The organism is Gordonia alkaliphila, from assembly GCF_039542465.1.
Taxonomy (GTDB): Bacteria; Actinomycetota; Actinomycetes; order Mycobacteriales; family Mycobacteriaceae; genus Gordonia; species Gordonia alkaliphila.
On record NZ_BAABIE010000002.1, the window covers coordinates 240,846 to 262,667 of the forward strand.

Sequence of the window (21,822 nt, forward strand, 5' to 3'; positions counted from 1 at the left end):
AACCCTCATGGCAACCAGCACCGTCACCGTCGGCTCGGCCGTCGGCCTGCACGCCCGTCCGGCCACGATCATCGCCGAAGCGGCCGCCGCCCTGTCCACGCCCGTGACCCTCGCGACCGAGGGCGGCGAACCGGTGGACGCCGGCAGCGCCCTGATGATCATGACCCTCGGCGCGGAGAAGGGCGCCACCGTGATCGTCGAGAGCGACGACCAGGCCGCCGTCGACCAGATCGCGGCACTGGTGGCCCGCGACCTCGACGCCGAATAGGCACCGGCACACCAGAAGGCGTCAGCCCCGCTCGTCGACGACGGCGGGGCTGACGCGTGCGGTGCTCGAGCGGGCTGCTACTCCGCCACCACGAGGTCGGCGTACTCGGCGGCGAGCGCCTTCGGCATCTGCACACGCAGCCGGGTGCCGGTCTCGGTGTGCTCGGTGTTCAGGACGTGCGCCTGCTGGTGCAGTCGGGCGATCACCTCGCCGCGGTCGAACGGCACCTCGAGGACGGCCTCCACGTCGTCGGCCGCCACGAATTCGGCGATCCGCGCGAACAGTTCGTCGAGGCCCTCACCGGATCGTGCGGAGACGAAGACCGCGTCGCGGTACTCGCCGCGGAGGGCGGTCATCCGGGTGGCGTCGACCGCGTCGATCTTGTTGATCACCAGCAGTTCCGGCGGCGGAGTCGCGTCCTCCTCGGCGAACACCTCGCCGAGAACCTTGCGCACCGCGGAGATCTGCTTGCCGGGGAAGGCGTCGGCGCCATCGACCACGTGGATCAGCAGATCGGCGTGCACCGCCTCCTCCAGCGTCGACCGGAACGCTTCGACCAGCTGGGTGGGCAGGTGGCGGACGAAACCGACGGTGTCGGTGAAGACCACCTCGTGTCCGTCGGCGAGCTTGCCGCGGCGGGTGGTCGGATCCAGGGTCGCGAACAATGCGTCCTGCACCAGCACCCCGGAGCCGGTCATCGCGTTCACGAGACTCGACTTGCCCGCGTTGGTGTAGCCGACCACCGTCAGTGCGGGCACTCCGCCGCGATCGCGCTGCGCACGCTTGACCGTGCGCGCGGTCTTCATGCCGCGAATCTCCTTGCGCAGCTTGGCCATTCGTTCGCGGATGCGACGTCGATCGGTCTCGATCTTGGTCTCACCGGGACCGCGCAGACCCACGCCGCCGTTACTGCCGGCACGACCGCCGGCCTGCCGGGACATCGACTCGCCCCAGCCGCGCAGCCGCGGCAGCATGTATTCCATCTGCGCCAGGGAGACCTGCGCTTTGCCTTCGCGCGAGGTCGCGTGCTGGGCGAAGATGTCCAGGATCAGGGCGGTCCGGTCGATCACCTTCACCTTGACGACGCGTTCGAGGGCGGTCAGCTGCGCGGGCGTGAGCTCGCCGTCGCAGACCACGGTGTCGGCACCGGTGGCCACGACGATCTCGCGGAGTTCGGCGGCTTTGCCGGAGCCGAGATAGGTGGCGGCGTCGGGTTTGGCTCGACGTTGAATCAGGGCGTCGAGGACTTCCGAGCCGGCGGTCTCGGCGAGCGCGGCCAGTTCGGCCATGCTCGCGTGGGCTTCGGCGGCGGTGCCGGAGGTCCAGACGCCGACCAGCACCACGCGCTCCAGACGCAGCTGCCGGTTCTCGACTTCGGTGACGTCGACGAGCTCGGTGGACAGGCCGACGACGCGCTGCAATCGTGCGCGGTCGTCGAGGTCCAGCTCACCGGTCGTCGGGGTGGACGGGGTTACGGGACGTTCATGCAGTTCAGTCATACGGTTCCCATGGTGCCTGAACCCGTCCGAGGATTGCATCTGATTAACCGCGGCCGACCCGGTAGTCGTCGGCGGCGAAGCCATCGATCAGCTCACCGTGGGCCACCAGGCGCGACGGTCCGCGCAGGAACGCCTCGCTGTCGGTGAGTCGCACTCCGACAGCGCCGCCGGGCACGGTGATGCCGACGACGCCGGTGGCGCGGCCGAGTCCGTGCAGGCCCGCGGCGGCGCCTGCCACCAGGCCGGTGCCGCACGAGCGGGTCTCCCCCACGCCGCGTTCGTAGACCCGGAGGGCCGCGGTGTAGTCGAGGCCGTCGCGTCCGTCGGCCGCGACCAGCGGGGTGAGGATCTCGACGTTGGCGCCGCGGGGGAACTGCTCGTCGTCGACGTCGGGGGCCGCACTGAGGTCGAGGGCGGCCAGCTCGCGCGCGCTGAGGCCGTCAACGACGCAGGCCAGGTGGGGGTTGCCGACGTCCACCGCCTCGCCGGTCAGGTCTCGGCCGGCGAGGGTGACGGTGCCCGCACCGTCGAGCCGAACCGGCCCCATGGCCACGGTCACGTCGGCGAGGCTCGCGTCGAAGGAGTGCACGGTCACCGGGCGCGCTCCCGCGCGCGAACCGACCACGAATTCGTCGGCGTCGACCAGTCCGGTGGCGCGGCAGTAGTGCGCGAACACCCGGACGCCGTTGCCGCACATCTCGGCGATCGAGCCGTCGGCGTTGCGGTAGTCCATGAACCAGTCGTCGGCGGCCACGCCGTCGGGCAATGCGTCGAGGACTCCCGCCCCCACCAGCGCGCCCGCGCGGGCCACCCGCAGCAGTCCGTCGCCGCCGAGGCCGCGCTGCCGATCGCACAGCACGGTGACCAGGTCGACGGTCAGGTCCAGGTCGGCGGTCGGGTCGGGCAGGATCACGAAGTCGTTCTGGGTGCCGTGCCCCTTGGCGAAACGCAGCGGTGCAGTACTCACCCGCACCAGATTACTCACTCCAGCGCGGTCAGGGCCCGGCCCAGCAGCTGGGCATCGGCCGCATCCAGCCAGGTGGTGCGCGGGTCACGCCGGAACCACGACCGCTGCCGCCGCACATAGCGTCGCGTCCCGATGAAGGTGAGCTCGCGCGCCTTCCCGACGTCGTACTCACCGTCGAGGTGCGCCAGGATGTGCGCGTAGCCGATCGCCTGGGCGGCGGTCTTACCCTCCCGCAGGCCCTGCTCGCACAGGGCCAGCACCTCCTCGACGAAGCCGCCGTCGAACATGGCATCGGTGCGCGCCGCGATGCGCTCGTCCAAGGCCGCGGTCTCCCGGTCCAGCGCCAGGATCCGGGTGCCCCACCGCGGCTCGCCGATCGTCGGCGCCGAGGCGGCGAAGGGTTCTCCGGTCAGTTCCACCACTTCCAGGGCGCGCACGATGCGCCGCCCGTCGCTCTCGCCGATGATCGCCGCGGCCGCCGGATCCACCGCGGCCAGTTCGCGGTGCAGGGCGATCGAACCGATCTGCGCCAGCGCCTCCTCGTACTTGGCGCGCACCGCCGGGTCGGTGGCCGGGAACGACCAGTCGTCGAGCAGGCCCTGGATGTACATCATCGAGCCGCCGACCAGGATCGGCGTCCGGCCCGCGGCGAGCAGGGCTTCGACGTCGGCGGCGGCGGCGGTCTTGTAGCCGGCGACGGTGGCGGTCTCGCGCACGTCGAGCACGTCGAGCTGGTGGTGCGGAATGCCGCGCCGCTCGGCGACGGGCAGTTTCGCGGTGCCGATGTCCATGCCGCGGTACTGCTGCATGGCGTCGATGTTGATGATCTCGCCGTCGAGAGCGGTCGCGAGGTCGAGCGCGAGGTCCGACTTGCCGCTGGCGGTGGGGCCGATGACGGCGACCGGGGCGAGCGGGCCGCTCATCGGTCGCTGCTCTCTTCGGTCGTGGTCACCGTGGCGACGAGGTAGCCGACACCGAACGGCGCCGCGGCGTAGTCGACCTCGGCTGCGGCGCCGGGCAAGCCGTCGAGAACACCGCCGAGTACCTGCCACGCCGCGCGCGTGCCGACGCCCTCGGCCGCGCAGTCGGCGGCCGACAGCGCGGCGAGCGCACCGCCGTCGGCTGCGGCGACCGCCGCCTCCAATGTGCGCTGCAACGCCCATGCCGAGGCACGCTCACCGCCGCCGGGAGCCGTCGGGCTCAGCGCGGTGGGGCCGTCGGCCACCACCAGCAGGCCCATCGGTTCGGCGCCCGCGGCCTCGGTCAGCAGTCGCGCGCCGAGGTCGGCGCAGGCGGCGGCGGTCGCGGCCGGATCCACCGCCACCGGCCGAATCGACTGCGGGGGCGGCGTCACCCGCTCGCCGAGCCACGCCGCGAGCAGCATGCTCAGCGGCAGCGGCGCATCCCCGCCGCCCGATCCGTCCGCGGCCAACCGCACCGGCACCGGCACGCCGAAGGCGCCGAAGTCCCCGTCCGTGCGAAAGCCGCCGGGTGCGGGAGCGCCCACACCGACCGCGATCCACCGCGCGGCGGCCGCGGCCAGACGCTCGCCGGCGGCGCGCACCGCCGCCCGCACCGGTTCGGTGTCGACGGCGTCCGGGCCGGCCAACTCGGGCACCAGAAGGGGCGCACTGGGAATCACCGCGATCTGAGCCAACACGGCACTGACGGTACCCAATGTCGCCTCCCTGCCCCATCGGCGATGGTGAACTGTTTGAATGAACAGCGGACGTGACGAGTTCGGGCCATCGGCTCGAGCTCACCGGCAGCCGTGACGCGCGGCGCGAGAATTGAAGGGCGACGACCGATGAGCACCCCCACCACCCCGAACGAGCCGACCACCGCACCGACCCCGGGCCCCCGGCCCGGTCCGCGGCCCGGCCCTCGGCCCGGTCCCCGCCCGGGGCCCACCGCAGGTGCCCATCCGCCGGTCCCCGTGCATCACGTCGAGCTCGGCGACCCGCGCGAGTTCGGACGGATCGACGCCGACGGCGCGGTCTGGCTGACCACCGCCGACGGTGAACGACAGATCGGCTCGTGGCAGGCCGGGACCGTCGACGAAGGTCTGGCGCATTTCGCCCGCCGCTTCGCCGACCTGGCCACCGAGACCGAGATCCTCGAAGAGCGCCTCGACGCGCGTTCGGGTGACCCGCGTAAGACGCAGGCCGCTGCGGCCCACCTCCTCGAAGAGCTGCCCACCGCGGCGGCCCTGGGCGACCTGGACGGCCTGGCCACCCGACTGCAGGCCATCGTCGACCGGGCAGGCGACCAGACCGGCGAGGTGCAGGCCGAACGCGACGCCGTCCGCACCGCTGCCCTGACGCGCAAGGACGAGCTGGCCACCGAAGCGGAGGCGATCGGCGCCGAGTCCACGCACTGGAAGAACGGCGGCGACCGACTGCGCGCCATCCTCGAGGAGTGGAAGACCATCAAGGGCGTCGACCGCAAGGCCGACGACGCCCTCTGGAAGCGCTACTCGCGAGCCCGGGATGCCTTCAATCGTCGACGCGGCGCGCACTTCGCCGAGCTCGACCGCGAGCGGGCCGTGGTCAAGACCCGCAAGGAAGAGCTGATCGCCGAAGCCGAGGCGCTGTCGAACTCCACCGACTGGGGTGCGACGGCCGCCAAGTACCGCGACCTGCTCGCCCAGTGGAAGGCCGCCGGCCGAGCGCCGCGCGACGCCGACGACGCCCTGTGGGCCCGGTTCAAGGCCGCCCAGGACGTGTTCTTCGGCGCGCGCAACGCCCTGAATTCCGAGCGGGACGCCGAGTTCGGCCAGAACGGCGAGGCCAAGGCCGCGTTGCTCGCCGAGGCGGAGAAGACGATCAAACCCCACGAGGACCTGGAGGGTGCGCGCCGCGCGTTCCGCGCGTTCCGGGACCGCTGGGAAGAGATCGGCATGGTGCCGCGCGACCAGATGAGCGCTCTGGAAGGACGGGTGCGCGCGCTGGAGAAGAAGATCCGCGAGGCCGAGGACAGTGCTTGGCAGCGCACCGACCCGGAGGCGCTCGCCCGCGTGGCGCAGTTCGCCGAGCGGTCGGCCAAGCTCACCGAGCAGGCGGACAAGGCTGCGGCCGCGGGCAAGGACAAGGACGCCGCCGACCTGCGTGCGCAGGCGGCGCAGTGGGACGAGTGGGCGCAGGCAGCCAAGTCAGCGGTCGACGACCGCTGACTCGGCGGGCCTACGCGGTAGTGGGCTCGTCGCCGGCGTCGTCGCCCTCGGGCGACGACGCCGGGCGCTGGGTGCGCTCGGGGAGCCCGGAGGCGCGCTTGTCGCGCAGCGCCTGGTAGAAGGCTTCGGCGATCGCCGCTTGTTCGCGTCGTTCCTCTTCCAGCGCCAACTGGTAGGTGCTGCGGGCCCACACCACGCGCGACCAGTGGAAGGTCAGCACGATGACCACGGCCCAGCCGAGGAGCAGACCGGCGCCGGCGCCGCTGGGCGGCTCCAGTCCGCCGACGCCGGTGGTGTTGCGGGTCCAGATCGCGAACATGCCTGCCACCGAGGCCACCGCGCAGCCGCACAGGGCGATCCACGCGAGAACCCACCGGCGGGTCGCCAGCGCCAGCATCGAGATCGCGATACCGAAGACCGCCAGCAGCCACACGAAGACCTGCGACGGCAACGCGATGCGCTCGGTGGTGGCGTCGGGCCCGTTGGTCAGCACCTCCAGCCCGCTGGCCGAGCCGGCGTGCATGAGCAGGAGCGACACCATGGCGAGCAGCACGCAGACCGCCACGACCATGCCGCGGGCACCGGGATCGATCTCCCCGGCGACCTTGCGCTCGGCCTTCGACAGATCCTTCTCATAGGCCCGCAGGGCCTCGCGGTCCCGGCTCGGTTGATCGCTCATCAGCTGTTCGCTCCTGTCATCGTCGCTCCCGCACCGCAAGCGTTCACCGGCTCCGGGACGTCCTTGCGCCCCAGGGTCGGCAAACCCAGCCCCACGCCGACCGGCGCGGTGGTCGGGGTGGATCCTTGTTCAAAACTGTCACCGGCGAGCGTCCGTCGATGCGCGGTGATGCCGCCGTCGGCCATCAGGTGGAAGGGCGCCGCCGCCGTGATGCGGGTATGCACCACATCGCCCGGACGAATCCCACCCGAGACTGCCCCGGTCGGCTCGAAATGCACCAGGCGACCGTCGCGGGCACGGCCGCTCATCCGTCCGGTCGCGGAGTTCTTCCGGCCGTCGGCGACCACCAGCAGCTCCACGTCGGTGCCGATCAGCGCCTCGTTGGCCTCCAGGCAGATGCGCTCCTGCAGGGCGATCAGCCGCTGGTAGCGGTCGGCCACCACGTCCGGCGGCACCTGGTCGGGCATGGTCGCCGCCGGGGTGCCCGGTCGCGGCGAGTACTGGAAGGTGAAGGCGCTGGTGAACCGGGCGGCCTCGACCACCTCCAGCGTCTGCTGGAAGTCCTCCTCGGTCTCGCCCGGGAAGCCCACGATGATGTCGGTGGTGATGGCCGCATCGGGCATCGCCGCGCGCACCCGGTCGAGGATGCCGAGGAACTTGCTGCGCCGATAGCTGCGCCGCATGGCCCGCAGGATCCGGTCCGATCCGGACTGCAACGGCATGTGCAGTTGCGGACAGATGTTGGGCGTCTGCGCCATCGCCTCGATCACATCATCGGTGAACTCGGCCGGATGCGGTGAGGTGAACCGCACCCGTTCGAGGCCGTCGATCTTTCCGCAGGCGCGCAGCAGGTCCGCGAAGGCGCCGCGGTCGCGGGGAATCTCCGGATCGGCGAAGGACATGCCGTAGGCGTTGACGTTCTGCCCGAGCAGCGTCACCTCCAGCACCCCCTGATCCACCAGGGCCTGCACCTCGGCCAGCACATCGCCGGGACGGCGATCGACCTCCTTGCCGCGCAGCGACGGGACGATGCAGAACGTGCACGTGTTGTTGCAGCCGACCGACACCGACACCCAGCCCGCGTAGGCCGATTCGCGTTTGGCCGGCAGCGTGGAGGGGAAGGCCTCCAGCGACTCCAGGATCTCCACCTGGGCCGCCTCGTTGTGCCGGGCGCGCTCGAGCAGCACCGGCAGCGAACCGATGTTGTGTGTGCCGAAGACCACATCCACCCACGGCGCCTTCGCCAGCACGGTGTCCTTGTCCTTCTGCGCCAGGCAGCCGCCGACCGCGATCTGCATGCGGGGCCGCTGCTTCTTCACCGGCGCGAGCGCCGACAGGTTGCCGTACAGCTTGTTGTCTGCGTTCTCCCGGATGGCGCAGGTGTTGAAGACCACCAGGTCGGCTTCGGTGTCCGGTTCGGCGCGCACGTATCCGGCGTCCTCCAGGAGTCCGGAGATCCGCTCGGAGTCGTGCACGTTCATCTGGCAGCCGTAGGTGCGTACGGCGTAGGACCGCGCGCGGTCGTCAAGGGCACTGCTCACCCTTCCAGAGTACGGGCCGAGGCAAATCAGCGACCCGCGCCGTGAGGCAAATGCCAACGAAAGTGCCGTCCGCCACTTAGGTTTTCCTTATGACAACGTCACGGGAGACCCCCATGATCGCCATGCGCGACGTGCAGAAGCATTACGGCGACCTGCATGTACTCAAGGACATCAATGTCGAGATCCCGAAAGGCCAGGTGGTGGTGGTCCTCGGGCCCTCGGGTTCCGGCAAGTCGACGCTCTGTCGCACCATCAACCGTCTCGAGCCGATCGACAGCGGCGAGATCCGTATCGAGGGCGAACTGCTTCCCGCCGAGGGCCGCGACCTGGCCCGCCTGCGCTCGGACGTCGGCATGGTGTTCCAGTCGTTCAACCTGTTCGCCCACAAGACGATCCTGCAGAACGTGACGATGGGGCCGATCAAGGTCCGCAAGATGAACAAGGCCGACGCCGAGAAACGCGCGATCGAACTCCTCGAACGCGTCGGCGTCGCCTCGCAGAAGGACAAGTACCCCGCGCAGCTGTCCGGCGGCCAGCAGCAGCGCGTGGCCATCGCCCGCTCCCTGGCCATGGCACCCAAGGTGATGCTGTTCGACGAGCCCACTTCCGCCCTGGACCCGGAAATGGTGTCCGAGGTGCTGGAGGTGATGGTCTCGCTGGCCCGCGAGGGCATGACGATGGTGGTGGTGACCCACGAGATGGGCTTCGCCCGCAAGGCCGCCGACCGGATCATGTTCATGGCCGACGGCGAACTCGTCGAGGACTGCGACCCCGAGAGCTTCTTCACCTCTCCCAAGTCCGAGCGCGCCCGCGACTTCCTGTCGAAGATCCTGGGCCACTGACATGAGCACACCTCGCACCGCACCGGTCGCCCGGCCGCGACGGCTCGCCGCAGCCGCCGTCGTCCTCGCCGTGGTCGCCGCCGTCCTCACCGCCTGCGGCAACTCGGGTCCGCGCGACCTGCTCAACAGCATCCGTTCCGGCAGCGTCGTCCTGGGCACCAAGTTCGATCAACCCGGGCTGGGCCTGCAGAACCCGGGTGGTGCCATCACCGGATTCGACGCCACCGTGTCGACGTACGTCGTCAACCGGCTCGCCGACGAGATGGGCGTGCCGCACCCGACGATCACGTGGAAGGAGACGCCGTCGGCCCAGCGCGAGACCTTCATCCGCAACGGTGAGGTCGACACCATCGCCGCGACGTACTCGATCACCACGAACCGCATGAAGGACGTCGACTTCGCCGGTCCCTACTTCGTCACCTACCAGGGCCTGTTGGTGCGCGACGATGCCAAGAACATCAACTCGCTCTCGGATCTGAACGGCAAGAAACTCTGCTCGGTCGCCGGTTCCACCCCGGCCCAGAACGTGAAGAATCTGCTTCCCGACGTCCAGTTGCAGGAGTACGACTCCTACTCCTCGTGCGTGGAGGCGCTGCGCCGCGACAAGGTGGATGCGATGACCACCGACGAGGTGATCCTGGCCGGCTACGCCAAGCGCTGGCCCGGCGAGTTCCGACTCGTGCCGATGACCTACCCGAGCGATGTCTGCGTCAAGGACGCGTGGAAGACCGCAGGCACCCCGTTCTCCACCGAGTACTACGGCATCGGCATGGCCAAGGAGTTCCCGAACGCCGTCGCGCAGGTGAACGACGCGCTCACCGCCATGCTCCAGGTTCCGGCCGGCCAGCAGTACTCCCCCTGGGAGCAGAGCCTGCGCGACCAGCTCGGCGACGAGACGGTCGACGACATGATCGCCCGCGCGGACGCCCCCGGATCGAAATACGTGTTCACCCCGAAGCCCGGCGACCTGAGCTTCCTCGAGGCACCGAAGACGCCGTGCCCGGAAGGAGCCGAGTAGATGAGTGACCTCTGGCAGGAGATGGGGCCACAGCTGTGGCCCGCCTTCTGGCTCACCATTCAACTCACCTTCTGGTCGGCGATCGGCGCCCTCATCTGGGGCGTCCTGCTGGCCGGCATGAAGGTGTCCCCCGTCCCGGTGATGCGGTGGTTCGCCACCACCTACGTGAACGTGGTGCGTAATACGCCGCTGACGCTGATCATCCTGCTGTGTTCGGTGGGCCTCTACCAGAACCTCGGGCTGACGCTGGCGCAGGACAACGCCGACTTCATCGCCAACAACAACTTCCGGCTCGCTGTGCTCGGCTTCATCGCCTACACCGCGACATTCGTCGCCGAGACCCTGCGCGCCGGATTCAACACCGTCCCGCTGGGTCAGGCCGAGGCCGCACGCTCCATCGGCCTCAACTTCACGCAGACCTTCTCGATGGTGGTGCTGCCGCAGGCCTTGCGCGCGGTGATCGCCCCGATGGGGTCGGTGCTGATCGCGCTCACCAAGAACACCACCATCGCCTCGATGATCGGTGTGGGTGAAGCGGCGCTGCTGATGAAGGAGGAGTTGGAGAACTTCTCCGACCAGATCCTCGTCATCTTCGCGATCTTCGCGGTCGGATTCATGATCATCACGCTCGCCGAAGGCGCTCTCTTCGGCTGGGCGGCCAAGCGTTGGGCGGTGCAGCGATGAGCGCGAATGCAACGGTCCTGTACGACGCTCCGGGCCCCAAGGCCCGGATCCGCAACCGCATCATCGCGGCGATCTTCGGCATCGCCGTGATCGCACTGGTGACGTGGATCGTCCTGGTGCTCCAGGACAACGGCCAGCTCACGGCGGAGAAGTGGAAGCCGTTCGTCCAAGGCTCCACCTGGACCACCTGGCTGCTCCCCGGACTCTGGGGCACCATCAAGGCCGCCGCCCTGTCCATCGTGCTGGCCATCGTCGTCGGCACGCTGCTCGGTATCGGGCGACTCTCCGACCACCGGTGGGTGCGGATTCCGTCGGCGATGCTCGTGGAGGGTTTCCGTGCCATCCCGGTGCTGATCCTGATCTACTTCCTGTACTTCATGTTCGCCGCCTACGCCTTGTTCCCGTCGTCGCAGCTGGCCTTCGCGGCCGTCGTGATCAGCCTGACCATCTACAACGGATCGGTCATCGCCGAGATCCTACGCGCCGGCATCCAGTCGCTGCCCAACGGACAGACCGAGGCGGCCAAGTCGATCGGTCTGCGGAAGGCGCAGACGATGTGGCTGATCCTGCTGCCGCAGGCGGTCACCGCCATGCTGCCGGCCCTGGTGGCCCAGATGGTCATCGCACTGAAGGACAGCGCGCTGGGCTATGCGATCGGCTACATCGAAGTGGTCCGGTCGGGCATGAAGGCCGGTTCGTACTTCGGCAACTACCTGCCGTCGTTGCTGGTGGTGGCCGCGGTGATGATCATCATCAACTTCTGCCTCACCGGCCTGGCCAATCTGCTGGAGAAGCGACTCCGCAGCGGCCGACGGCAGACCGACGCGCCGGACCCGGACGTCGCCGATCTCCGGGCGATGGAGAACGTGCCCGGCTACAGCGGGACCGGCCATGCCGCGCGGGTGGATCACCCCGACCGGAGGTTCTAGCCGGCTCAGGCGTCTGAACTGCTCACGAGTCCGCAGCGCCCGCCCGGAGAGTCTCGGCGACCACCGACGAGACCATCTCCGGCGGGTAGCCGCGGCGCCCGAGTAGCCCGGCCAGACGGCGGTAGGCCTTGGCCCGGTCGTTCCGGTCGGACAGATCCAGCGACGACGACGCGAGCTTCTTCTGCGCCAGCGCCGTCGCCTGCGCGCGTTCGTCGTCCGGATCGATCTCCGCCAGCGCGGTCTCGATCGTCTCCTCGGCGACGCCCTTGGTGCGCAGTTCCCGGCGCAGCGCCACCCGTCCCCGTCCGGAGTACTTGTGGCGCGAGGTCACCCATTCCTGGGCGAAGTCGTCGTCGTCGATCAGACCGGACTCGCTCAGTCGGTCCAGGACCTCGGCGATGACGTCGGGCTCGAACTCGCGGCGGGCCAGCCGCTCGGCGATCTCGGCACGACTGCGGGCCCGCACACCGAGGAGTCGCAGTGCGACGTCCCAGGCGGACGGGCCCGTGGTCTCCGGCACGAGGCTAGAAGTCGACCGGCGCCGGCACCGGCTCGTCCAGGTCGGCAAGGTTCGGTCCGATGCCCAGCTTGCTCTTGATCTTCAGCTCGATCTCGGCGGCGATGTCCGGGTTCTCGAGCAGGAACTTGCGCGCGTTCTCCTTGCCCTGGCCCAGCTGGTCGCCCTCGTAGGTGAACCACGAACCCGACTTGCGGATGAAGCCCTCGGCCACGCCGAGGTCGATCAGCGAACCTTCGCGGCTGATGCCGTGGCCGTAGAGGATGTCGAACTCGGCCTGCTTGAACGGCGGCGCGACCTTGTTCTTGACCACCTTGACGCGGGTGCGGTTGCCGACCGCGTCGGTGCCGTCCTTGAGCGTCTCGATACGGCGCACGTCCAGGCGGACCGACGCGTAGAACTTGAGGGCCTTACCGCCCGTCGTGGTCTCCGGCGAACCGAACATCACGCCGATCTTCTCGCGCAGCTGGTTGATGAAGATCGCGGTGGTGTTCGAGTTGTTCAGACCCGACGTCATCTTGCGCAGCGCCTGGCTCATGAGGCGGGCCTGCAGGCCGACGTGGCTGTCGCCCATCTCGCCTTCGATTTCGGCCTTGGGGACCAGGGCGGCCACCGAGTCGATCACCAGGATGTCCAGGGCGCCGGAGCGGATCAGCATGTCGGCGATCTCCAGCGCCTGCTCACCGGTGTCCGGCTGCGAGACCAGCAACGCGTCGACGTCCACGCCCAGCTTCGCGGCGTACTCCGGGTCGAGGGCGTGCTCGGCGTCGATGAACGCCGCCAGACCGCCGGCGGCCTGCGCATTGGCGACCGCGTGCAGGGCCACGGTGGTCTTACCCGAGGACTCCGGACCGTAGACCTCCACCACGCGGCCGCGGGGCAGACCGCCCACACCGAGCGCGATGTCCAGGGCCACCGAACCGGTCGGAATCACTTCCATCGGGGGACGGTTCTCTTCGCCCAGCCGCATGACCGAGCCTTTGCCGTAGTTCTTCTCGATCTGTGCGAGTGCCAGGTCAAGTGCTTTCTGGCGATCCGCCGAAACTGCCATGGTCTTGTCTCGATTCTTCTGCTTGCCGGTCATGTCCCCAGGGTAGGTCGCGCCTCGGACAATCGTGCTGTCCGCAGTGACCCGCGGTAGTAGTTAGACGCTTCGGGGCGCCGTTCGGTTCCCCTCCAGGATCAACGAACAGGTGTTCGAGCGCAAGTCGACACGCCGAATCAAGCAAGCGACCGAGAGCTCAGGACGGCGGTGTTGGCCCCTTGGCGCTCTGCTCGCCCCATCTGTCAATCACTGGCCACTCTCGATGTCGAAGACCTTGGTGACCTCGTCGCCGTAGTCGTTGATCACCTTGACGGCGATCCGACCGGATCTCGGCCGATCAAACGGGCGCGACTCGGTGCGATAGAGACTGGCCCACGCGTCAGCATCGATATCGGCCTTCAGCGTCGTCTTCAGCTTCTTGAGCGGATCTCCGCCACCGGTGAAGTAGCAGTGACGCACGAAGAAGGACTCTCCGTCGTAGTCCGTATCGATCATCCAGAGCGCGATCTGTCCGGTGTCGCGGCTGCGCACCTCACCCTTCGTCGGGTCGTAGACGTCGACGCCGCGAAGATCCACGAAGATCTGTCCGTCTTGCTCAACGATCTCGATGTCCGGTTCGCCGAACACGGTGAAGAGGTTGCCGGCGCCAGTCTTCTTGAGATCGTCGCCCATCAACAAGTCTGCGTTCATCCGGACCAGCAGCACCGGAAGCCGCCCGAGTTTGCGCTCCCCCGCTACTTCGGCGAAGCCCTCGTCCGAGGCATCGACACTAACGTTCTCGACCGTCGCGGCTTCGGTGGCCTTGGCATCGAAGGCGAAGGCGAGAACGCAGAGAAGATCGACATCGGGGTTGGCGAGTGCTTCCTTCGCCGCCTGCTTGATGAAGGCCCCGTCAACAGTCCCGTACTGCGGTCCGAGAGCCAGAGCAACGCTCATCGATTCACCGTCTTCGTCCTCAGCGGTATCGGCGATCGCCTGGACGTAAGAGCCAGCGTGGTCGTTCAGGACCGCAAACGTGAGACGCTCGTCCTTACGGCCGTTCTGGATGCCGGCCTGGGCGAGGTTGTCCAGAATCATCCGCTCGAAGTTCCCGCTGTCCGGATCCTCCGCACCGTGCGCTTGGCTGATTGACTCACGCGAGGCCGGATCATCAGTCTGGTCGAATATCACCGACCGGTACGGCGACAGACTTTCGACGGTGAACCGGCCGGAGACACGGACCTTCTTCTTGTCCTCGTAGGGCTTGTCGTAGAGGTACTCGAAGTCGGCGTGACGCTTGATCGCCGCATCGATCTCGTCGCGCGACATTCCTTCGACGATGTCAGGATTGTTCGCGATCGACTTGAGGGTGATGTGCTGGACGCGCTCGTAGACGAAGCCGTGCCGGATGTCCCCTGTAGTCGACACGTGTGGATCAGCCGGCACTCCGGTGACCTCCGCTTCCTTCGCCCTCCCTTCTGGGCTATCGGCGAGAAGATAGTACGGAAGGCGAGCCGTCATCAGCCGCTGCCGCGCCAACGCCAACGCCACCCGAGAGGTATCGATGGTGATCCACCGTCGCCCCCATTGCTCGGCAACGAATGCCGTCGTCCCCGATCCACAGGTCGGGTCGAGGACGAGGTCCCCCGGATCGGTCGTCATGAGCATGCAGCGCTCGATGACACGTGTCGCCGTCTGGACAACGTAGATCCGATCCTTTCCAGCCCCTCCTCGCGTCCCCGTCCAAACATTCTGAATCGGCGATGCCCGATAGTCATCGGGATAGCGGACGAATTGAAGGAGACCGCCCGATGTAATCCAGAGACGCTGAGCACGGGCTAGATTGTCTAATCCGCGACGATTCGTCTTGAATGTCGCTCGTCCCGGAGTGACAATCCGACCGTCGATCTCGTACTGCACCGTGTCGCCTGCTCCGGGCCTTCGATCGCTGGTCATCGGATCTGGCCGATACAACCGCGCACCAGCAGGAAGCTCCGCACCGGGCTGCCGCTCGGCGACAGTTGACGGTCGATCGCTACCGTCAGCGAATCGGATTCGCCGATACGTGAGAAGGTCGTCATCAGGCTTCAGCTCGAGGAGCTCGTGATACTTAAGGCGATCGACTTCTCTCGCGTACCAGATAACAAAGTCTGCGACTCTCCCCAGCGCCGCATCACCCGAGTTTGCCGCCTTCTGAACCGTGATCTGCGCTACGAAGTTTTCGGGCCCAAAGACTTCGTCCATCAGGCATCGAACGACGTGCACATTTGCGTCGCCGATCTGGACAAAACATGATCCCGAATCGGTCAATAGGTCGCGCGCGGAAATAAGTCGGTCCCGAAGGTATGTCAGGTACGAGTGAATGCCGTCCTGCCAGGTGTCGCGGAACGCCTTGATCTGCTCCGCTTCACGGACCGCATGTTCAAGCTTTCCATCAAGAATCTTCGGATTCTTGACAGATACCTGCCAGTTGGAGTTGAACTTGATCCCGTACGGCGGGTCGATATAGACCATCTGCACCTGGCCACGGAGGTCTTCGCGTTCGGCAAGCGACGTCATCACCTGAAGAGAGTCGCCGAGGATCATCCGGTTCGACCACTGCTGTGTGTGCTGATAGAACTCGACCTGCTCCAACTCATCGAGGCCACCGTCGAAATCGTCGAAGAGTGCCAGCTCGGGCTCATCGTCGGGGATATCGGCGGTGTCGCGCAGATTCTCGATCAGCACGCGCGGGTCGATCTTCTCCTGAATGTAGATCGGCGGTGCGTCGACGACGAGGTCCTCAGCATCGAGCTGATCCTTGCCGCGCCAGACCAATTGCGGATCCAGGTCGGGGTCCCGCGGGTAGCGAACCGGCGGCAGAGTGTCACCCTCGGCGTCATAGAACGTCTCAGCCGCGTCCGCGGTCGGATTGTTGACCCGCTCGTTCGCGTGCTCGTAGGCAACGACGTCGATCGGGCCCGAGGGCTTCTTGCTACGCGCCACGGCGTTCCTCCGGGTAGTCGAGCACATCGGGGTCACCGATGATTGGATCGTCGGCGTACACCGAACTGATCGCCTGATTGAGCTTTTCGGGAGCACTGACCATCTCGGTCACCTCGACGTATCCCCACACGCCAAAGGCTCCGTGGTTATTGACAGCTGGGCACCATGTATTTCGTGCGGTCGAAGCCTTCGCTTCCGTCTGAGCACGGTCCTTCTGCCCGCCCGACACCTCAACGATCAGGAACCTGTCGAAGTCCTCCCCTTCTGCTCGACGCAGACGCAGGAGGAAGTCCGGAATGTACAAGTGACTCCGTCCGTTGTGCACATACGGAATCTCGAAGCCGAGATGATCGTTCTTGACGAATGACTCCACACGCGAATTGAGTTCACATAGGTCCGCTAGGATCTGCTCCCAGGTATTGCCGCCGGCCGGCCCGTCAAGCACACAGTGACTCACCTGCGACTTGGTGGTCTCGATCGCCGCCTTCCGAGTGAGAAACGAGACCCCTGCGGTGGTTCCTACCGGATCATCGGCGCGAAGAATCGCCCGCGTACGGGCGCGCTGCTGGCCGCCGTACGTCTGGATTGCATTGACGATTTGCTCGCACGCGCGCGCCCGCAGCTCGGTGAGTTCCACGAGCGCCGCTGCCGTGCGTCCGTCCGACTCCACCACACACTCGTCCAACCAGCGAGCGACGATCCGTCGCAGCTGGGGAAACAACCATGGCCGGAGGTCGCCGCCGGTTTGGTAGTACCGCTCCATCAAGTGCTCGGCGACCTTGTAGACCACCTGCTGCCGACGAATCTGCGACAGGTCACGCATCTCGTCCTTCTCCACGATCCCGACGACACCTTGGGACTCGGTCCACGTCGGGACCTCCGACGCACCGATCGGGAACTCAGGCACGTCTGCGGTGTCGAACTGCAGGTCCGCATCAGGCAATTCCATCCGGTAGCCCTCGACGCGCGGGAATTGAATCTCAAGGGATTCCCTGCCCGGCAGTGCCTGCACGTGCAGTGTTGGCTGAGGCGGCTTCGGATCCACGGATGGCCGGTCCGAGGGAATGAAGGAGAACGGAATGCCGTAGACGTTGGCGTACTCCGCCTCGAACAACCCGTCGTCGTTCGCAACGTAGGACCTCCGTCGTAGCCCACGGCCGACTACCTGCTCACACAGGAGCTGGGAGCCGAAGGCTCGCACACCCAGAATGTGCGTGACGGTGTTGGCGTCCCAGCCTTCCGTGAGCATGGCGACACTAACCACGCAGCGAATATCCGCACCGAGCTTGCCTCTCTTACCTACGGTGTTCATCACCTCGCGCAGGATCTCCTCGTCGGTGATTTTCTCCGCATCAGCACCCGGGTTATCCAGCCGATACTGTGCCTTGAACCCACTGATCTCCGCTGCAGCAACCTTCTTGAAATCAGCTGACAGTGCCTCACCCGATTCCAGCTGTTTAGAGTCGACAAGGATCGTCCGCGGCCGGGCCAGGAGTCGATCGTCCGCATAGTTACGGAAGAGCTCCAGTCGTCCTTCCTGTACAGCGACCTGCTCACCGCGCGTCGCTTCCCAGCCCCCAATCCAGTCGTAGACAAGCTTGCTCACTGCTGTATTCGGGCAGACCACAATGAGCACTGGCGGAGTCTCTCCGAGAGGCTCCAACTCCCGCTGCCAATGCCCATACGAGCGCTCGTAGCTCCGGTACAAGCTATGTAGCGCCCCTTCAAGCACCTCAGGCAGCGGCTTCTCGTCCAAAGTCACCTTCGTGCTAGCGCGCTTGGGCAATCCATCCTTCACGTGCTCCCACAAATGCAGGTAGCTCACTTGCGATCCCGCTGCGTTGTCGTCGACCGGCGTTCTGGGCACCTTCACGATGCCGGATTCAATCGCGTCCATCAACGAGAAGTCACTGACCGTCCAGCCAAACAGTGTGCCCTGGCTGTGACCTGAGCCTGACAAGAAGTACGGCGTCGCCGACAGATCGAAGACCTTCTTGACGCCGATCTTCTTCCGGACGAAATCGATTCCCTCGAACCACACACGGGCGTCAGCGTCCTCCGCAGCCTCGTCTGCCGTGAGCTCGGCCGACGTGACGGGTTTGTCTTGGTAGCAATGGTGCGCTTCGTCGTTGATCACAACGATCTCACTCTTGCTCGAGCCGAAGTCGCGGAGCACCCTCGCCACAACCTCCGACTGCGTTTCCTTGAAAACTGCTTCGGGGTCTCCCGGCCGCAGGACCTTGCGGGTGTTCTTCGAGACGGCAGCGAACTCGCCTTTGATCTTCGGTTGGAACGCGTGCCAGTTCGTGATCACGATCTGCGCCTTGTCGAGTGCGCTCTCGTGTCCGGCTGGGATCAGGTCACGAAGCCGGTAGTAGTTGTCCGGATCACTCGGCTGCAGCACCTTGAGGCGATCGCGAATTGTGACGCCAGGAGTCACGATAAGGAAGCGGTTCGTGAAGCGCGCATCGCGCGGAGCTTGGACCTTGTTCAGAGTCTGCCAAGCGATCAGCATCGCCATCACGACCGTCTTGCCGGCGCCGGTCGCCATCTTCATAGCGATTCGCGGAAGACCTCGATTGAACTCGGCGTTGGTCTCCTCGATCCTTGCCTGCCAATCGTGCCGATAGTTCCGTCGGCCCGCGACCTCCGTCAGAAAGATCGCCGTCTCGGCAGCTTCGCGCTGGCAGAAGAGGACGCGGTTGTCTCTCTCCACGTCGGCCCAGTGCTCCAGGAGCTTGCGGGTAATCGGCGTCACACCTTCGTACCGGCCTGTCGTACGCCAGTAGCTGACGTCCTTCCGGATGTCGTTGATCAGCCTGTTCTCTTGGATCCGCTCAGTGAGCCCGAAATCCAACGACGTCTGAGATCCCTTGGTGCGCCGGCCTTTTCGTTCCGGAGCGATCGCGACGAACGATGCGCTCGGCCGGCGTCCGTGATTCAACGCCCCAGTCGGATGACCGTCAGCATTCAGGGCGAAGTGACGGGCAGGCACCTCGTACGGCGAATTGATCACAGGCTCGTCGATCGCATGCTCAGCCAACGCTTCCCCTCCCACTCAAACACGGTTCCCCATGTATACATGGTGGCCCTGACACGGGTGGTCGGCGAGGGTGAAATCGTGTCTGAATCACCTGCAGAACAGCTGCTTTCACAGCAGCTGGGAACGCAGATCGCCCGCCTACGACACGCTCGGGAGCTCAGTCAGGACGCACTGGCTGAACGGGCCGGAATCAGCACCAACCACCTCCAGCTCCTGGAGAGCGGCCTCAGCGACCGGTCCAAGAAGACGCCAGCGAATCCGCGACTAAGCACATTGATCGCACTCAGCGCAGCGCTTGACGTGCCATTGCCCGAGTTACTCGGGTGACCGGCAGGTTCGACCCGGGTACCGGTATCGATGTAGGTAAGTCGCGCGTAGGCCTCGCGCGTGTCCAAGACTGGACTGAACGACTCCCCTCACGTCCCTCGAGTTACCAGCGCTCCGGCGGCACGTCGAACTCTCGGCAGAGCGCCCGCCACACGATCCGGGGATCCACGCCCTCGTCGATGGCCACCGCACCGGTGCGGCCGCCGAGCTCCAGGATCGCGTAGTCCACCAGCATCGCGTCGGCCGCCCGCCGACCGAACTCGGTGTACATGAACTCGGTGAACTCGGTCAGTCGCATGCGTGCACCCGCTTCCGCTCGTCGAGAATTCGCTGCGCCTGCGCCACCGGATCGGTCGTCTGCCGGGCCGTGGCGGCCAGCGCCGTCGCGGCGGCCGCGTACGACAGATCCTCGAGCACCCGGATGATCGCCGCGGTCATCGCTTCCCTGGTCACCGGCCGGATCACTTCCCCGGCTCCCGCGCGTCCGACACGGTTGGCCAGCTCCCACTGGTCGCCGCCGCCGGGCACCACCACCACCGGCACCCGCGCCGACAGCGCCTTGGCCAGCAGTCCGTGCCCGCCGCCGCAGATCACCAGGTCGGCGTCGGCCAGCAGCAGGTCCTGCCTGCCCAGCCCGGACACCAGACCGTCGGGCAGTGCGTCCGCCTCGGCGGGCTGCGTCAACCCCGAGAAGACCACGCGCGGCGCACCGCGCCCCCAGGCGCCGGCGCGCTGCAGTTCGGCGAGCGCGGCGAAGGCCACCGGGGTGAGCTCGTCCGAACCCGATTCGGCGGTGGAGGGGCAGACCACCACCAGGGGGCCGTCCCCCGGCGGCACGGTGAACTCGTCGTCGGTCGGTTCGAAGAGGCAGGGCCCGATCAGGTGGGTGCGTGCGGGCCAGTCCGGACGCGGCTCCTCCAACCCGGGCAGGGTCGCCACGAACCGGGCCGACGGCGCAGGCACCGGCGGCAGCCCGATGCCGCGACGGGCCTGTGCGCGTTGCGCACGACCCCGCGCGTGCGAGCGGGCACCCAGGGCGCGCAGCACACCGTCGCGCAGTCGGCCGCGCCACCCGACGCCCACGGCCATGCCGGCGCCGATCGGCGGCAGCCCGCGGGATTGGTCGTACAGCACATGCGAGGACAACTCGATCCACGGCAGGCCCGTCAGCTCCGCGGCCCAGCCACCGGCCAGCGTGATCGAGTCGCTCACCACCAGGTCGATGCGCTCGAGCGCGAGGAGCGGCGCGAGCTCGAGTGCCATCCGTGCGGCGCGGACGCTGAGTTTGGCGCCGGCGTCGGAGTCGTCCTCGTCCGGCCGGGCGGCCAGCCCCGGCAGGTCGCGCACGAGAAGACCGCGGCGCGCAGCCGCGGTCTCCCAGCGCAAGCCGGTATAGACGATGCACTCGTGACCGGCCGCGGCGAAGTCGGCGGCCAGTCCGAGGCTCGCCAGTGCGTGGCCGGCGTCCGAGCCGGCCACGAAGGCGATACGACTCAGTTGCCGGCCTGACCCTGCTGCTCGGGATCGGCCTGCGGCTGCGAGTGTCCGGCGGGCAGGCCCATGCTCGCGCGGATCTGCTCCAGGCGGGCGTGACCGGCCATCTGCACGCTGGCCTGCTCCACCTCGATCATCCGACCGCTCACCGAGTCCTGGGCGAGCTCAGCCGAACCGAGGGCGTTGGCGTAGCGGCGCTCGATCTTCTCGCGCACCTGATCCAGGCTGGGGGTGTTCCCCGGTGCGGTCAGCTCGCTCATCTGGTTCAGAGAGGCGCTCACCTGCTCCTGCATCTTGGCCTGCTCCAGCTGGCCGAGCAGCTTGGTGCGTTCGTCCAGCTTGCCCTTGAGGATCACCGCGTTGCGTTCGACGGCCTGCTTGGCCGAGGCCGCCGCGTTGAGCGACTGGTCGTGCAGCACCTTGAGGTCTTCCACGCTCTGCTCGGCGGTGACCAGCTGGGCGGCGAACGCCTCGGCGGCGTTGGTGTACTCGGTGGTCTTGCGCGTGTCGCCGGCGGACGCGGCCTGATCGGCCAGTGTCAACGCCTGACGGACGTTGCCCTGCAGCTGCTCGATCTTCTCCAGCTGGCGGTTGAGCCGCATCTCGACCTGGCGCTGATTGCCGATGACGGCGGCAGCTTGTTTGGACAGCGCCTCGTGCTGACGCTGCGCGTCGCCGATGGCCTGCTCGATCTGGATCCGCGGGTCGGCGCGCTGATCGATCGTGTCATTGCCCCAGGCGGTCAGGTAGCGCCACAGCTTCACGAATGGGTTGGCCATTTTCGTCAGATTCCCTTGCTGGTCGAACGATTGTCGGTCGGGCGATGGTCGGGT

20 protein-coding genes are annotated in these 21,822 nt (G+C 67.1%); 7 read left to right on the top strand and 13 right to left on the bottom strand.

Translation table 11 applies throughout. The annotated features are described in order from the left end of the window. Window positions 1-7 precede the first annotated feature (7 nt). Window positions 8-268, top strand: a complete 261-nt coding sequence (locus ABD989_RS03015) for an HPr family phosphocarrier protein (protein WP_246995603.1) — start codon at window positions 8-10, stop codon at window positions 266-268. A 77-nt stretch (window positions 269-345) separates the two neighbouring features. Here the strand turns inward: ABD989_RS03015 and hflX are convergent, their stop codons facing one another. The 4 genes from hflX to ABD989_RS03035 are packed head-to-tail and all read right to left on the bottom strand — an operon-like array spanning window position 346 to window position 4,394. Continuing rightward, the gene (gene hflX, locus ABD989_RS03020; RefSeq protein ID WP_246995601.1) at window positions 346-1,767 is read right to left on the bottom strand and encodes a GTPase HflX; all 1,422 of its coding nucleotides are present in this window, start codon (window positions 1,765-1,767) and stop codon (window positions 346-348) included. 43 nt (window positions 1,768-1,810) lie between these two features. Continuing rightward, entirely contained in the window at window positions 1,811-2,734 is a 924-nt protein-coding gene (dapF, locus tag ABD989_RS03025; protein WP_345312382.1) for a diaminopimelate epimerase, read from the bottom strand. A gap of 14 nt (window positions 2,735-2,748) precedes the next feature. Beyond that, window positions 2,749-3,657: a tRNA (adenosine(37)-N6)-dimethylallyltransferase MiaA gene (miaA, locus tag ABD989_RS03030; RefSeq protein WP_246995599.1), complete on the bottom strand. Its 909-nt coding sequence runs from the start codon at window positions 3,655-3,657 to the stop codon at window positions 2,749-2,751. Beyond that, on the bottom strand, window positions 3,654-4,394 hold the full coding sequence (locus ABD989_RS03035) for a class III extradiol ring-cleavage dioxygenase family protein (RefSeq protein WP_246995597.1): 741 nt from the start codon (window positions 4,392-4,394) through the stop codon (window positions 3,654-3,656). Before ABD989_RS03035 ends, miaA begins: the two co-directional genes overlap by 4 nt. Window positions 4,395-4,541: 147 nt before the next feature. On the opposite strand from ABD989_RS03035, the gene ABD989_RS03040 reads away from it, so the two are divergent. Beyond that, window positions 4,542-5,906 (top strand): DUF349 domain-containing protein, encoded by a 1,365-nt coding sequence (locus ABD989_RS03040; RefSeq protein ID WP_345312383.1) that lies wholly within the window; start codon window positions 4,542-4,544, stop codon window positions 5,904-5,906. A 10-nt stretch (window positions 5,907-5,916) separates the two neighbouring features. Here the strand turns inward: ABD989_RS03040 and ABD989_RS03045 are convergent, their stop codons facing one another. Together ABD989_RS03045 and miaB are read right to left on the bottom strand one after the other, a co-directional pair. Then, the gene (locus ABD989_RS03045; protein ID WP_345312384.1) at window positions 5,917-6,585 is read right to left on the bottom strand and encodes an Rv2732c family membrane protein; all 669 of its coding nucleotides are present in this window, start codon (window positions 6,583-6,585) and stop codon (window positions 5,917-5,919) included. Continuing rightward, the gene (gene miaB, locus ABD989_RS03050) at window positions 6,585-8,126 is read right to left on the bottom strand and encodes a tRNA (N6-isopentenyl adenosine(37)-C2)-methylthiotransferase MiaB (protein ID WP_345312385.1); all 1,542 of its coding nucleotides are present in this window, start codon (window positions 8,124-8,126) and stop codon (window positions 6,585-6,587) included. The genes ABD989_RS03045 and miaB overlap by 1 nt, the downstream gene beginning before the upstream one ends. 113 nt (window positions 8,127-8,239) lie before the next feature. Here miaB and ABD989_RS03055 point away from each other — a divergent pair, with 113 nt between their 5' ends. Genes ABD989_RS03055 through ABD989_RS03070 form a run of 4 tightly spaced genes read left to right on the top strand, consistent with a single transcriptional unit; the run spans window position 8,240 to window position 11,599 of the window. Then, window positions 8,240-8,968, top strand: coding sequence for an amino acid ABC transporter ATP-binding protein (locus ABD989_RS03055; protein ID WP_246997046.1), 729 nt, complete (start codon window positions 8,240-8,242; stop codon window positions 8,966-8,968). 1 nt (window position 8,969) lies between these two features. Next, on the top strand, window positions 8,970-9,986 hold the full coding sequence (locus tag ABD989_RS03060; protein ID WP_345312386.1) for a glutamate ABC transporter substrate-binding protein: 1,017 nt from the start codon (window positions 8,970-8,972) through the stop codon (window positions 9,984-9,986). Then, entirely contained in the window at window positions 9,987-10,670 is a 684-nt protein-coding gene (locus ABD989_RS03065) for an amino acid ABC transporter permease (protein ID WP_246995589.1), read from the top strand. Next, window positions 10,667-11,599 (top strand): amino acid ABC transporter permease, encoded by a 933-nt coding sequence (locus tag ABD989_RS03070; protein WP_246995587.1) that lies wholly within the window; start codon window positions 10,667-10,669, stop codon window positions 11,597-11,599. Before ABD989_RS03065 ends, ABD989_RS03070 begins: the two co-directional genes overlap by 4 nt. A gap of 22 nt (window positions 11,600-11,621) precedes the next feature. Here ABD989_RS03070 and ABD989_RS03075 read toward each other — a convergent pair whose 3' ends face one another. The 4 genes from ABD989_RS03075 to ABD989_RS03090 form a co-directional block, all read right to left on the bottom strand. Next, window positions 11,622-12,119, bottom strand: coding sequence for a regulatory protein RecX (locus ABD989_RS03075; RefSeq protein ID WP_246995585.1), 498 nt, complete (start codon window positions 12,117-12,119; stop codon window positions 11,622-11,624). Between the two features lie 4 nt (window positions 12,120-12,123). After that, the gene (recA, locus tag ABD989_RS03080) at window positions 12,124-13,167 is read right to left on the bottom strand and encodes a recombinase RecA (protein WP_345312481.1); all 1,044 of its coding nucleotides are present in this window, start codon (window positions 13,165-13,167) and stop codon (window positions 12,124-12,126) included. A 240-nt stretch (window positions 13,168-13,407) separates the two neighbouring features. Continuing rightward, on the bottom strand, window positions 13,408-16,125 hold the full coding sequence (locus tag ABD989_RS03085) for a site-specific DNA-methyltransferase (protein WP_345312387.1): 2,718 nt from the start codon (window positions 16,123-16,125) through the stop codon (window positions 13,408-13,410). After that, on the bottom strand, window positions 16,115-19,168 hold the full coding sequence (locus ABD989_RS03090; RefSeq protein ID WP_345312388.1) for a BPTD_3080 family restriction endonuclease: 3,054 nt from the start codon (window positions 19,166-19,168) through the stop codon (window positions 16,115-16,117). Before ABD989_RS03090 ends, ABD989_RS03085 begins: the two co-directional genes overlap by 11 nt. A gap of 39 nt (window positions 19,169-19,207) precedes the next feature. Between ABD989_RS03090 and ABD989_RS03095 the strand changes: the two genes are divergently transcribed. Beyond that, window positions 19,208-19,495 (top strand): helix-turn-helix domain-containing protein, encoded by a 288-nt coding sequence (locus ABD989_RS03095; protein WP_345312389.1) that lies wholly within the window; start codon window positions 19,208-19,210, stop codon window positions 19,493-19,495. Between the two features lie 103 nt (window positions 19,496-19,598). Here ABD989_RS03095 and ABD989_RS03100 read toward each other — a convergent pair whose 3' ends face one another. From ABD989_RS03100 to ABD989_RS03110, 3 genes are read right to left on the bottom strand one after another with little or no spacing between them, the layout of a single operon-like run. Further along, complete coding sequence (locus ABD989_RS03100) at window positions 19,599-19,793, bottom strand: DUF3046 domain-containing protein (RefSeq protein WP_345312390.1); 195 nt, start codon at window positions 19,791-19,793, stop codon at window positions 19,599-19,601. Beyond that, entirely contained in the window at window positions 19,784-20,974 is a 1,191-nt protein-coding gene (locus tag ABD989_RS03105; RefSeq protein WP_345312391.1) for a glycosyltransferase, read from the bottom strand. Before ABD989_RS03105 ends, ABD989_RS03100 begins: the two co-directional genes overlap by 10 nt. A gap of 14 nt (window positions 20,975-20,988) precedes the next feature. Then, window positions 20,989-21,768: a PspA/IM30 family protein gene (locus ABD989_RS03110; RefSeq protein WP_345312392.1), complete on the bottom strand. Its 780-nt coding sequence runs from the start codon at window positions 21,766-21,768 to the stop codon at window positions 20,989-20,991. Window positions 21,769-21,822: the final 54 nt, after the last annotated feature.